Here is a 12,990-nt window from a genome sequence, read left to right as displayed (position 1 = left end):
GGCATCAGCGCCTTACCAGTACAAACGGTCGCAGTGATCACTCCGAACTTGCAAACGGTTGCGTTAGGGTGGACGCCATGGCAGTGACTATCCGGGACGTCGCGCACGCGTCCGGCGTGCACGTGTCGACGGTGTCGCGGACGTTCTCCGCGCCGCACATGGTGAACGCCGAGACGCGGACCCGGGTGCTGGCGGTGGCGGAGCGGCTCGGCTACCGGCCCAACCGGGCGGCCCGGTCGCTCACCACCGGCCGGACGAGCAACCTCGGGCTGATCGTCGCCGATCTCGCGAACCCGTTCTTCCCCCCGCTGATCAAGGCCGCCCAAGCCGCCGCCCGCGCCCGGGACTACCACCTGTTCGTCGCCGACACCGACGAGGATCCCGCCAAGGAGGAGGAACTCGTCCTGGCGTTCTCCAAGCAGGTCGACGGCATCGTGCTGTGCAGCCCCCGGTCGTCGAACAAGGCGCTGGAGAAGCTGGTCAAGACGATCCCGTTCGTCCTGGTCAACCGGCGGCTGCGCGGGGTGACGACCGTGGTGATGGACGTCGCCCGCGGCGCCCGCACGGCGATGGAGCACCTCGCCGGGCTGGGCCACCGGCGCGTCGCCCTCGTGTCGGGGCCGTCCGGCTCGTGGACGAGCGGCGAGATCCGCAAGGCCGTCACGGACATGCCCGGCGTCGAAACGGTCGTCATCGGCCCCAACGCGCCGACCGAGGAGGGCGGCGTCACCGTCGCCGGCCAGGTCGCGGCGTCGGGCGTGACCGCCGTGCTCGCCTACAACGACCTCGTCGCCATCGGGCTCATCGAGGGCCTGGAGGAACTCGGCGTCGGCGTCCCCGGCGACATCAGCGTCATCGGCATCGACGGCAGCATCACCGGACGCCTGTACCGGCCCAAGCTCACCACGGTCGCCATGCCCACCGCCGACGCCGGGCGCATGGCCGTCGACCTGCTCATCACGTCGATGAGCGCGGCGGCCGTCCTGGAGACCCACCTGGTGGTCCGCGAGTCCACCGCTCCCCCGAAAGGATCCCCACCCCCATGACGATGACAGGTCACGACGCCTTCGGCGTCACCCCGGGAGGCGAGCAGGTCGACCGGTACGTGCTGGACAACGGACGGCTGCGCGTCGCGGTCCTCACCCTCGGCGCGACCGTCCAGCGGCTGGAGGTGGCCGACGGCACCAACGTGGTGCTCGGCCTGGACTCGGTGGACGACTACCTGAACCGCAGCCGGTACTTCGGCGCGGTCGTCGGACGGTACGGCAACCGCATCGGCCATGCCCGGTTCACCCTCGACGGCAAGGAGTACCGGCTCGCGGCGAACGACGGCGCGCACAGCCTGCACGGCGGCGTCCGCGGCTTCGACAAGCGGGTGTGGCGGGCCGAGCCGGCGGGCCCGGCGGACCTCCTGCTGAGCCTGGTGAGCCCGGACGGCGAGGAGGGCTACCCCGGCGAGCTGACGGCGAGCGTCCGGTACCTGCTGGACGGCGACACGCTGCGGCTGGAGTACCGCGCGACGACCGACGCCCCGACCGTGGTCAACCTGACCAACCACTCCTACTTCAACCTGGCCGGGGGCGGTGACGTGCGCGGTCACGTGGTGATGCTGGAGGCCGGCCACTACCTCCCGGTGGACGAGGGGAAGATCCCCACGGGCGAACTGGCCCCGGTGGCGGGGACGCCGTTCGACTTCACCGAACCGGCCCGCGTGGACGCGCGGCTCGACGGCCGCTACGACCACTGCTACGTCTTCACCGCCCCCTCGGGTGCGGACCCCGGCGACCGCGACGGCGAGCCCGTCCTCCGGGGCCGGGCGACGGTCACCGACCCCGGCAGCGGCCGTTCGCTGGAGGTCGCCACCTCCGAACCGGGCGTGCAGTTCTACACCGGGCACATGCTGGACGGCGCCGCCACCCCGTTCGGCCCGTTCGCGGGCCTGTGCCTGGAGACCCAGCGGTTCCCCGACGCGCCGAACCGGCCGGCGTTCCCGTCGGCGGTGCTGCGCCCCGGGGCGACGCACGTCTCGGTCACCGAGTACCGCTTCGGCGTCTCCTGATCCGACTGCAAACGGTTGTAGTAACAAGCGGCACGGCCAGAAGTCTTCTCGCGACCTTCCGTCCGCGGAGATAGCGCTGACCTGTCAGAACAGCGAAACCGGTCATCGCGGACAGTGAGGAATCTCACTGCAAAGGGTTGACGACATCTCCGCCAGCGCGCTAAGAAAGCGCTATCTCAACACCCTCCGACCCACCGAAGGGCGAGTGATGACGCTTAGGCCCGCCGCGGCCGGCCCGGCGACGGAGACGGCCGAGCCGCCGGTCACGTCCTCCCGCGTGGAGACGGGCGACCGCCCGCCCGGACGCCGCAAGAAGAGTTCCCGCGCCCGCGCGCAGGCGTGGACCGCCTACCTGTTCCTGGCGCCCTGGTTCCTCGGCCTGTTCGCCATCACGCTCGGCCCGATGATCGCGTCGCTGTACCTGTCGTTCACCGACTACAGCCTGCTGAGCGAGGCGCAGTGGGTCGGCCTGGACAACTACGACACGATGTTCACGGCCGACGACCGCTACCTCAACTCGCTCAAGGTGACGACCGTCTACGTGGTGGTCTCGGTCCCGCTCCAGCTCGCGTTCGCCCTAGGGCTGGCGCTGGCGCTGGACAAGGGGCTGCGCGGCCTGTCGTTCTACCGGTCGATGTTCTACCTGCCGTCGCTGCTCGGCGGCAGCGTGGCGATCTCCATCCTGTGGCGCAAGATCTTCGGGACGGACGGGATCGTCAACACGTTCCTGGGCTGGTTCGGGTACGCGGGCCAGGGCTGGGTCACCAGCCCGGACACCGCGCTGTGGACGCTGATCATCCTGCACGTATGGACGTTCGGCGCCCCGATGGTGATCTTCCTGGCCGGACTCCGGCAGATCCCGCAGAACCTCTACGAGGCGGCGCGGGTCGACGGGGCCGGGCGGATCCGGCAGTTCCGCTCGATCACGCTGCCGCTGCTCACGCCGATCATCTTCTTCAACGCCGTGCTCGAAGTGATCAAGTCGTTCCAGTCGTTCACCCAGTCGTTCGTCGTCAGCGGCGGCACCGGCGGACCGGTCGACTCGACCCTCTTCTACACGCTCTACCTCTACCTCAAGGGCTTCAAGAACTACGAGATGGGATACGCGGCCGCCATGGCGTGGGTGCTCCTCCTCATCATCGGGGCCCTGACCGCCGTCAACTTCCTCATGTCTCGATTCTGGGTCTTCTATGGCGACGACAAGTAAGCGGGCGACCGGCGGGACGGCGGCGGGCGGGCGCGTGCCGATCCTGTTCCGCCCGGCCTCGCGGCTGACCAAGCACGTCCTGCTGATCGTGTTCGGGCTGTTCATGCTCTACCCGCTGCTCTGGATGCTCTCCAGCTCGGTCAAGCCGGAGGAGCTGATCTTCCGGGAGCCCGGCCTGGTCCCGTCCGAGGTGACCGCGGAGAACTACTCCGGCGGCTGGGACGCGCTCAAGCACTCCTTCGGCTACTACATGTGGAACTCGGCGGTGATCACCGGGCTGGCGGTCGTCGGCAACCTGCTCGCCTGCTCGCTGGCGGCCTACGCGTTCGCGCGGCTGGACTTCCCGTTCAAGAAGCTCTGGTTCGCGATCATGCTGGTCTCGATCATGCTGCCGCACCACGTGACGGTCGTGCCGCAGTACATCGCGTTCAACAAGATCGACTGGATCAACACGATCTGGCCGATCGTCGTGCCGAAGTTCCTGGCCACCGACGCGTTCTTCATCTTCCTGATGGTGCAGTTCATCCGCACCCTCCCCCGGGAGCTGGACGAGGCCGCGGCGATCGACGGCGCGGGGCACTTCCGCACGTTCCTCCAGGTGGTGATGCCGCTGTGCGTCCCCGCGCTCGCCACCACGGCGATCTTCACGTTCATCTGGACGTGGAACGACTTCTTCACCCAGAACCTCTACCTCACCAATTCCGACAACCTCACGGCCCCGGTCGCGCTGCGCCATTTCATGGACACGAGCGGCGATTCCTCCTGGGGGCCGATGTTCGCGATGTCGATCGTCTCGATCGGCCCCATCTTCGGCTTCTTCCTGGCCGGCCAGAAATACCTCGTCCGAGGCATCTCGACCACCGGCCTCAAGTAACGGCCCTCCACAACCCCCACCCCTGTCCCCCGGAGGTAAAGCAGATGAAGCGCATTCTGGCGGCCGCGGCCGCCACCCTCCTCGCGGTGTCGGCCACCGCGTGCGGAGGCGGCGACGACGGGTCCGGCGGCAAGACGAAGGTCGTCTTCTCCTACTGGGGCAACGACTCGCGGCAGAAGCTGACCGAGGCGGCCATCGCCGAGTTCGAGAAGAAGAACCCCGACATCGACGTCGAGGGCGACTTCTCCGACTGGGACAGCTACTACGAGAAGCTCGCCACCAAGACCGCGGCCGGGGAGGCCCCGGACGTCATGTCGATCGAGATCCGCGGCCTGGCGGAGTTCGCGAACCGCGGCATCCTCGCCGACACGGCCGGGAAGGTCGACACCGCCGGCCTCGACCAGGAGGTCCTCAAGGCCGGGCAGGTCGACGGCAAGCAGTTCGCGATCCCCACCGGCGTCAACGCCTTCCCGATGATCGTCAACGAGAAGACGCTGGAGGAGCACGGCCAGCAGCTCCCGGACGACAAGACGTGGACCTGGGACGACTACATCGCCGCGTCCCAGAAGGTGACGGAGGAGAGCGGCGGCGAGATCTGGGGCACCGAGTACAACGAGAACCCCGCGTTCCTGCAGATCTTCGCCGCGCAGCGCGGTGAGCAGTTCTACGCGGGCGGCAAGGTCGCGCTGACCGAGCAGACCGTCAAGGACTGGTGGGCCCTGCTGCAGAAGATCATCGACAGCAAGGCCGGGCCGGGCGCCGCCGAGATGCTGGAGACCGGCACCAAGGTCGACCAGGCGCTGCTCGCCACCAACAAGAGCGCGTTCGGGAGCTGGTGGAGCAACCAGCTCGACGCGCTGACCAAGGGCTCCGGCCAGGAGCTGAGCCTGCTGCGGATGCCGAAGTCGCCGGGCGCCACCAGCTCCGGCATGTTCCTGCAGCCGGCGATGTACTACACGATCTCGGCGAAGAGCGAGGAGGCCGCCGCCGCGCAGAAGTTCGTCGACTTCCTGGTCAACGACCCGGCCGCCGGCGCGATCCTGCTCAGCGACCGCGGCCTGCCCACCAACACCGCGGTCATCACGGCGATCAAGGACAAGCTGTCGCCGGCCGACCAGAAGGTCCTGGCCTTCATGGACTCGATCAAGAGCGACCTCAGCCCGATCGTCGTCCCGCCGAAGGGCGCGATGGAGATGGAGGACATCCTGAAGCGCGCCACGGACTCGGTCCTGTTCGGCAAGGCGAAGCCCGACGAGGCCGCCAAGACCTTCCTGACCGAGGCCAACAACGCGCTGTCCCCGTGACACCCTCGGCGTTCCGGTAACCCCGACGAGCCGTGCGGCCCGTGAAACGGCCGGGCCGCACGGCTCCCCCACCCCGCCCGCCCCTGTTCCGACGGGCGCCCCTGATCCTGGAGTTCCCGCATCATGCGATACGCCTTCGTCGGGCTCGGCCACCGGGCGCAGATGTACGTCGACGCGCTGCTCGGCGAGTGGTGCGACACCGGCGAGATCGTCGCGCTCTGCGACCCCAACCGGACCCGCCTGCGCTACTACCTCGACCTGATCGGCCGCGACGTCCCGTGCTTCGCGCCCGAGGAGTTCGGGAAGATGCTCGGGACCGCCGACGCCGTCGTCGTCGCCACCGTCGACTCCGTCCACGCCCGCTACGTGGTCGCCGCCCTCGACGCGGGCAAGGACGTCGTGGTGGAGAAGCCGCTGTGCACCACCGCCGAGGACTGCGCGGCCATCGCCGCGGCGGCCGAGCGGAGCACCGGCAGGCTCGTCGTCACGTTCAACTACCGCTACGCGCCGCGCAACAGCGCGGTCCGCCGGGTGATCGCGGACGGCGCGATCGGCGAGGTCACCTCGGTGCACTTCGGGTGGTCGCTCGACACCGTCCACGGCGCCGACTACTTCCGCCGCTGGCACCGGGACCGGGCGAACTCGGGCGGGCTGCTGGTGCACAAGGCCAGCCACCACTTCGACTTGGTCAACTGGTGGATCGCCGACGCCGCCGCGTCCGTCTACGCCCAGACCTCGCTGCGCTTCTACGGCGCCGGGAACGCGCGGGCGCGCGGGCTCGCCGGCCGGCCCGCGCGGGCCTTCGACGCCCCGGGACTCGGTACGGACCCGTTCCTGCTGGACCTTTCCGCCGATCCCCGGCTGAAGCGCCTGTACCTGGACGCCGAGCACGAGGACGGCTACCTCCGGGACCAGGACGTGTTCGGCGAGGGCGTGACCATCGACGACAACATGTCCGTGCTCGTCCGATACGAGGGCGGCGCGCTGCTCACCTACTCCCTCAACGCCCACGCGCCCGCCGAGGGGTACCGGGTCGTCGTCGACGGCACCGCCGGTCGGCTGGAGCTGGACGTCACCGAGCGGGCGTGGACACCGCCGCACGCGGCGATCGACCCGACCGCGTCGGGGAAGGAGCACGCCGAGGGCGCGTCGGAGCGGCTCGTCCTGCACCGGCACTGGCGGCGGCCGGAGGAGATCGCGATCGAGGGGGGCGCGGGCGCGCACGGCGGCGGCGACGTCCTGCTGCTCGACGACGTGTTCCGCGGCCCGTCGGACGACCCGCTCGCCCGCCAGGCGGGGTACCGCGCGGGCGTCGCCGGCGTGCTGGTCGGCGTGGCCGCGAACCGCTCGGCGGCGACCGGCCTCCCCGTCCCGCTCACGGACGGCGGCACCCGGCTGGCCGGCTGACCCGGCCGGGGGCGCGAAAAGGCGCCGGCGACCATTGTGCCGCGCGCTTCATTCAACGCTGCCCGCCAATTGCAATCCGCAGTTATTCGTGAAATGAATGAAAGCCGTTGACGTGGCAGAGGTCACAGTCTACCTTATGTGAAAGCGCTTTCTGAAGCACGCTCCCCGCCATGTCCGCCGCCGCACCGCCGCAGCGGAATTCGCCGCACAAGGGGCTGATCCCATGCGCCCGTGCTCCCACCTCCAGATCCGCTCACCGCCCCGCGCGCCCATCAGGAACGCCATTCGGGGATGAGACCGGGCCACCGGTCGAATGATCATCAGGAATCGAAAGGAGAGGTGAGGATGAGAAGAGCAGTCGCACTGCGACTATCCGCGGCGTCGGCGTCGCTGGCCCTCGCGACCACGGCCGGTGTCGTCCTGTCGATGCCCCAGGTCGCGGCGGCGGCCGGTACCGTCACCGGCTACGCGACCCAGAACGGCGGGACCACCGGCGGCGCGGGCGGGCAGACGGTCCGCGCCGGCACCGGGACCGCGATCCACGCGGCCCTGTGCGGCCGGGCGAGCAGCAGCACCCCGATCACCATCGAGGTGGAGGGGACCATCAACCACGGCAACACGAGCAAGGTGTCGGGCGGCAGCTGCAACACCGCCGACGGAGTGATCGAGCTCAAGCAGATCAGCAATGTGACGATCATCGGGGTCGGGGGCGGAGCCGTCTTCGACCAGGTCGGCATCCACATCCGCGAGGCCAGCAACATCATCATCCAGAACGTGACCGTCCGGAACGTCAAGAAGTCCGGCTCGCCCACGTCGAACGGCGGGGACGCCATCGGCATGGAGAGCGACGTCCGCAACGTCTGGGTGGACCACGCCACGCTGGAGGCGTCCGGCGGTGAGGACGAGGGCTTCGACGGCCTCTTCGACATGAAGAACAACACCCGGTACGTGACCCTGTCCTACAGCGTCCTGCGGAACTCCGGCCGCGGCGGCCTGGTCGGCAGCAGCGAGAGCGACCTGTCGAACGGGTTCATCACGTACCACCACAACCTGTACGAGAACATCGACTCCCGCACGCCGCTGCTTCGCGGTGGCACGGCCCACATCTACAACAGCCACTTCAAGAACATCAGCAAGTCCGGCATCAACTCCAGGGCCGGGGCGCAGGCCAGGGTCGACAACAACTACTTCGAGGACTCCAAGGACGTCCTCGGCACCTTCTACACCGACCAGGCCGGGTACTGGCAGGTCAACGGCAACATCTTCGACAACGTGACCTGGTCGAGCCCGGGCGACGACAACCAGCCCGCCGGCCCGGACCCGCGGTCCAACACCAGCGTCGGCATCCCCTACTCCTACAGCCTGGACAGGGCGGACTGCGTGCCGGACGTCGTGAGCCGGACGGCGGGCGCCGGCAAGGGCCTGCGCGTGTCGGACGGCAACTGCACGCCGCAGACGCCGACGCCGACCCCGACCGACCCGGACCCCACCCCCACGCCGACGCCGACCGTGCCGGGCGGCACCAACCTGAGCATCGGGGCGGGCTCCGACGGCTCCAGCAAGGCCTCCGGGACGAGCTACGGCAACGTCCGCGACGGCGACATGGGCACCTACTGGTCACCGGCCGGCTCCACCGGCGCCATCTCGATCAAGTGGGGCTCCGCCACCACGGTCTCCTCGATCAACATCCGGGAGGCGTCGGGCTCGGCGGGCAACATCGGCTCGTGGCGCGTGCTCGACCACGATTCGGGCACGGTGCTGGCCTCCGGCAGCGGGGCGGGCGCCATCGCCGTCCCGCGCACCACCCTGCGCAAGATCACCTTCGAGATCACCGGCTCGTCCGGCACCCCGCGGGTCGCCGAGTTCGAGACCTACGCCGGCTGAGCTCCCACCCGATCACCCCACCCGATCACGCGAACCCTCCGCACGACCCGCTCGCCCGGCCGGTCCGGCCCGCCCCGGACCGGCCGGGCGAGCGGCCGTACGCGGTCCCGCACGCAGGGCGTCCGGCATCTGGCGCGTCAGGCGATCCAGCCGTCCTCGCGCGCCCGCTCCAGCACCTGCTCCGCCTCGCGGCTGTCGAGCATCTCCAGGCCGCGGACCGCCCAGAACCGCAGTGACTCGTCGGGACTCTCCAGCTGGTCGCGGAAAACGCCCAGCGCCTCCGGGGCGCGGGCCTCGGCGATGAGTTCCAGCAGCAGGCAGCGCAGCCCGTCGTCCGCCTCCGCCGCGAACTCCCCGATCAGCTCGCCCGCGTAGGCGTCGGCGTGCTCGCGCAGGAAGTCGAACGCGCCCTCCCGTGCCTGGGGGTCCGTCTTCCGCATGACCTGCATGGCCTGATCGAAACGCCGCCGCGACATGGGCACCACTGTACGGCCGGACACCGACACCGGCTGAACACACCGCCCAAATGCCCGCATTCCGGGCCTGACCTGGCCTTTTCGTTTACCGGCACCTCCCGGCGGAATAGTCCGCCACAGATGGATTGGAGGCTGCCCATGGCCATCTACCAGTACCGCTGCGAGAAATGCGGGGCGTTCGACGTCTCGCGCCCGATCGGCACCGCCGCCGCCGCGGAGGTCTGCGCGGACTGCGGCGGTGCGGCGGCCCGCGTGTTCGGCTCGCCGTACCTCGCCCGCACGTCCCGCCCGCTCGCGAGGGCGCTCCAGGCCCAGGAGGCGAGCGCGGACGAGCCGCGGGTGGTCAGGCGGGCGCCTTCCCGCGAGTCCGCGGCACCGCCCGCCGATCCCCGGCACGCGCTGCTGCCACGTCCCTGAGCCTGCCGAGGCCGTCCACACGGCCCGATGACTCTCTTCGGAGGAAGCCATGCCCGAAGTCGTGTTCCGCGTCGACCAGTCGAAGTCGATGCGCGACCAGGATGTCCCCGGCCATAACCGGTGGCATCCAGATATACCCGCGGCGGTCACCGTCCGTCCCGGGTCGGAGGTCCGCATCGAGTCCCGGGAGTGGATGGACGGCCAGGTCGGCAACGACGACTCGGCCAACGACATCCGGGACCTGAACCTCAACGTCAACCACATGCTGAGCGGCCCGATCGCGGTGGAGGGCGCCGAGCCCGGCGACCTGATCATCGTCGACATCCTCGACATCGGCCCCGTCCCGCAGGAGACCGGCCCGATCGCCGGCCAGGGCTGGGGCTACACCGGGATCTTCGCCAGGGGCAACGGCGGCGGGTTCCTCACCGACTGGTATCCCGACGCGTGCAAGGCGATCTGGGACTTCCACGGCCAGATGGCCACGTCCCGCCACATCCCCGGTGTCCGGTTCACCGGCATCACGCACCCCGGCCTGTTCGGCAGCGCGCCGTCCGCGGACATGCTGGCCCGCTGGAACCGCCGCGAGCAGGCCCTCATCGACACCGACCCCAACAAGGTGCCGCCGCTCGCCCTGCCGCCCGAGCCGGCGGAAGTGCTCGCGGGCACCCTCACCGGCTCCGACCTGGAGCGGGTCGGACGTGAGGGCGCCCGCACCGTCCCGCCCCGCGAGAACGGCGGGAACCAGGACATCAAGAACTTCAGCCGGGGCGCGCGGGTGTTCATGCCCGTCTACGTGCCCGGCGGGCTGCTGTCCACCGGCGACCTGCACTTCAGCCAGGGCGACGGCGAGATCACGTTCTGCGGCGCGATCGAGATGGGCGGGTTCATCGACGTCCACCTCGACCTGATCAAGGGCGGGATGGAGAAGTACGGGGTGTCCACCAACCCCGTCTTCATGCCCGGCAACGTCGAGCCCCGCTACGACGAGTTCATCTCGTTCATCGGCATCTCCGTCGACCACCAGACCGACACCAACCACCACCTGGACGCCACGCTGGCCTACCGGAACGCGGTGCTGAACGGCATCGAGTACCTGAAGAAGTTCGGGTACACGGGCGAGCAGGCGTACCTGCTGCTGTGCGCGGCGCCGATCGAGGGGCGGCTCAGCAGCGTCGTCGACATCCCGAACGCCTGCTGCTCCCTCTACCTGCCCACGGCCGTCTTCGACTTCGACGTCCGGCCCACGGCGGACGGGCCCGTCCGCGTGGACCGGGGCCAGTGCGCCACGGCCGACTGACCGGCCCTGAGTGATCCACCGCTCAGAGGTGGTCCCGCGGGATGACGATCGACCAGTTCCGGGAGTGGACGCGGTTGCCGCGCTCGTAGGCGTCCAGTTGCGCGTGGAGGTGGAAGTCGGTCTCGGTGGAGGTCAGCTTGGTGCGGGTCTCCGTGTGGACCTCCCAGTCGTCCCGGACGAAGCCCATGCGCCACTGGACGTCGCCGAAGACGGAGGTGAAGTCGTCGCCGGTCCAGCCGTAGGTCTCGGTCACCCGGCGCGCGATCTGCATGTCGATGTCGTCGATGCGGACGACGCCAAGGTCTTTCACCACGTGGAGCGCCGAGTTGTAGGTGACCAGGTCGCGGGCCACCGTCCAGCCTTCCTCGCCCGACTTCAGCAGTGTCGTCGGGACGGGCGGCGTCCCCTCCGGCTCGCCGAAGGGGCTGACCTGCGGTTCGTCGGGCGCCTTGATCGGCCGCACCGGCAGTTCGAGGTGGCAGGCACCGGTGTAGAGCGCCAGGCGGACCGGCCGTGGCGGCGGCCAGGCCAGCGGCCAGTACGACGTCGAGATCGACAGGCGGATCCGGTTTCCGGGCGGGAAGGCGTGCGCCATGCCGTTCAGCGTGACCCGGACCTCGTACCGCTGCCCGGGTTCGAGGCGCCGGGGCATGTCGTGGCCCGTCCGGTGGGTGAGGTTGAGCAGCCCGTAGGTGACGCGGGTGGCGCGGCCGTCCGGGGCCACGTCCGACAGGCGGACGGCGACCATCGCCTCCGGGTTCGTCACCGCGAGCACCAGCCGCACCACCGGGGAGCCGAGGACCTCGCACCGCCGGTCGAGGATGTCGCTGTCGAACACCAGTGACCCGCCGTCCTCCTCGCGCTGGTCGTAGGGGAGGTCGGGCGGCGCGTTGTAGGAGCACCACTTGCCGGCGAACTGCCCCACCGACAGCGGGGACTCCACGGTCAGCTCCTCGCGCGGCACCTTCTCGCCTTCCGCCGCGATGCGGGTGCGCTCCAGCGGGAACCTGCGGATGGGGATGCGGGGCGACGGCCAGGACGCCTCGCCCACCCAGCGTCCCGGACGCTTCTGGTACGCGGTGGACGGCGGCACCGTGTCCTGCATGTAGATGCGCAGGCGCGGCTCATCCATGACGCCGTTGTCGACGCCTTTGAGCCAGTGGTCCCACCAGCGCACCAGCTCCTGCAGGAAGCCGATCGCCGGGCCGGGTTCGCCGAGGTGGGGGTACTTGTGCGACCAGGGGCCGATCAGCCCCATGGTGGGCGCGCTGAGGTTGGCGAGGACGCGGAACACGGCGTTGGAGTAGCCGTCGGCCCAGCCGCTCACCGCGAGCACGGGGCACTGGACGTCGGAGTAGTTCTCGGAGATCGAGGCGTGCTGCCAGAACTCGTCGCGGCGCTGGTGCCGGAGCCAGTTCGCGAGCCACAGCCCGCTGTGCTCCAGGCGCTCGTGCCACATCTCGCGCCACCGGTCGCCGACGACCGCGGGGTCCGGCGGGCACGACGTGTAGGCGAACATCGTGGACGCCCACGAGAGGTTGTCGCTCAGCAGGCAGCCGCCCATGTAGTGGACGTCGTCGGCGTACCGGTCGTCGCTGAAGCACAGGGCGGCGATGGCGCCGAGGCTGGGCGGGCGGCGCGCGGCGACCTGCAGCGCGTTGAACCCGCCCCAGGAGATGCCCATCATCCCCGCGCGGCCGTTCGACCAGGGCTGGGCGGCGAGCCACGCGAGGATCTCCTCGGCGTCCCGCAGTTCGCGTTCCAGGTACTCGTCGGTGAGAACGCCCTCGGAATCGCCCGTACCGCGGATATCGACTCGCACGCACGCATAACCGTGACCCGCCATGTACGGGTGATGAATGGAATCCCGAACCGCCGTTAAATCCCTTTTACGGTAAGGGATGAATTCCAGGATGGCCGGGACCGGCTCGTCGTCCGAGCCGACCGGCCGCCAGATGCGCGCGGCGAGCCGTACGCCGTCCGAGACGGGAATCCATACGTTCTCGTCCTCCCGCACCGCATAGGGCAGTGACGTCACCGTGCGCATCCTGTCCCTCCCCTGGTG

Annotated in this window: 11 protein-coding genes; 9 read left to right on the top strand and 2 right to left on the bottom strand. The window is 69.8% G+C overall.

Annotated elements, in window-relative coordinates:
* Nucleotides 1-77 precede the first annotated feature (77 nt).
* From E1266_RS06090 to E1266_RS06060, 7 genes are all read left to right on the top strand, one after another.
* Nucleotides 78-1,046: a LacI family DNA-binding transcriptional regulator gene (locus E1266_RS06090; RefSeq protein ID WP_132044606.1), complete on the top strand. Its 969-nt coding sequence runs from the start codon at nt 78-80 to the stop codon at nt 1,044-1,046.
* Nucleotides 1,043-2,059, top strand: coding sequence for an aldose epimerase family protein (locus tag E1266_RS06085; protein ID WP_207945450.1), 1,017 nt, complete (start codon nt 1,043-1,045; stop codon nt 2,057-2,059). Before E1266_RS06090 ends, E1266_RS06085 begins: the two co-directional genes overlap by 4 nt.
* Before the next feature lie 208 nt (nt 2,060-2,267).
* Entirely contained in the window at nt 2,268-3,266 is a 999-nt protein-coding gene (locus E1266_RS06080; RefSeq protein WP_132044604.1) for a sugar ABC transporter permease, read from the top strand.
* 103 nt (nt 3,267-3,369) lie between these two features.
* Entirely contained in the window at nt 3,370-4,140 is a 771-nt protein-coding gene (locus tag E1266_RS06075) for a carbohydrate ABC transporter permease (RefSeq protein ID WP_229808409.1), read from the top strand.
* A 44-nt stretch (nt 4,141-4,184) separates the two neighbouring features.
* Entirely contained in the window at nt 4,185-5,444 is a 1,260-nt protein-coding gene (locus E1266_RS06070) for an extracellular solute-binding protein (protein ID WP_132044600.1), read from the top strand.
* Between the two features lie 123 nt (nt 5,445-5,567).
* Nucleotides 5,568-6,851, top strand: a complete 1,284-nt coding sequence (locus tag E1266_RS06065; RefSeq protein ID WP_132044598.1) for a Gfo/Idh/MocA family oxidoreductase — start codon at nt 5,568-5,570, stop codon at nt 6,849-6,851.
* Nucleotides 6,852-7,196: 345 nt separating this feature from the next.
* Nucleotides 7,197-8,735 (top strand): pectate lyase, encoded by a 1,539-nt coding sequence (locus E1266_RS06060; RefSeq protein ID WP_132044596.1) that lies wholly within the window; start codon nt 7,197-7,199, stop codon nt 8,733-8,735.
* Nucleotides 8,736-8,872: 137 nt separating this feature from the next.
* On the opposite strand, the gene E1266_RS06055 is transcribed toward E1266_RS06060, so the two are convergent.
* Nucleotides 8,873-9,211, bottom strand: a complete 339-nt coding sequence (locus E1266_RS06055; protein WP_207945449.1) for a HEAT repeat domain-containing protein — start codon at nt 9,209-9,211, stop codon at nt 8,873-8,875.
* Nucleotides 9,212-9,349: 138 nt separating this feature from the next.
* Between E1266_RS06055 and E1266_RS06050 the strand changes: the two genes are divergently transcribed.
* Both E1266_RS06050 and fmdA read left to right on the top strand, forming a co-directional pair.
* Nucleotides 9,350-9,628: a zinc ribbon domain-containing protein gene (locus tag E1266_RS06050; protein ID WP_165965950.1), complete on the top strand. Its 279-nt coding sequence runs from the start codon at nt 9,350-9,352 to the stop codon at nt 9,626-9,628.
* Between the two features lie 49 nt (nt 9,629-9,677).
* Entirely contained in the window at nt 9,678-10,925 is a 1,248-nt protein-coding gene (gene fmdA / locus E1266_RS06045) for a formamidase (RefSeq protein WP_132044592.1), read from the top strand.
* Between the two features lie 22 nt (nt 10,926-10,947).
* On the opposite strand, the gene E1266_RS06040 is transcribed toward fmdA, so the two are convergent.
* Nucleotides 10,948-12,972, bottom strand: coding sequence for a CocE/NonD family hydrolase (locus E1266_RS06040; RefSeq protein WP_132044590.1), 2,025 nt, complete (start codon nt 12,970-12,972; stop codon nt 10,948-10,950).
* Nucleotides 12,973-12,990: the final 18 nt, after the last annotated feature.

Source organism: Actinomadura sp. 7K534, assembly GCF_004348575.1.
Classification (GTDB): Bacteria; Actinomycetota; Actinomycetes; order Streptosporangiales; family Streptosporangiaceae; genus Spirillospora; species Spirillospora livida.
Note: the sequence above shows the minus strand (reverse complement) of the source record. Positions and strands in the feature narration are given on the sequence as shown.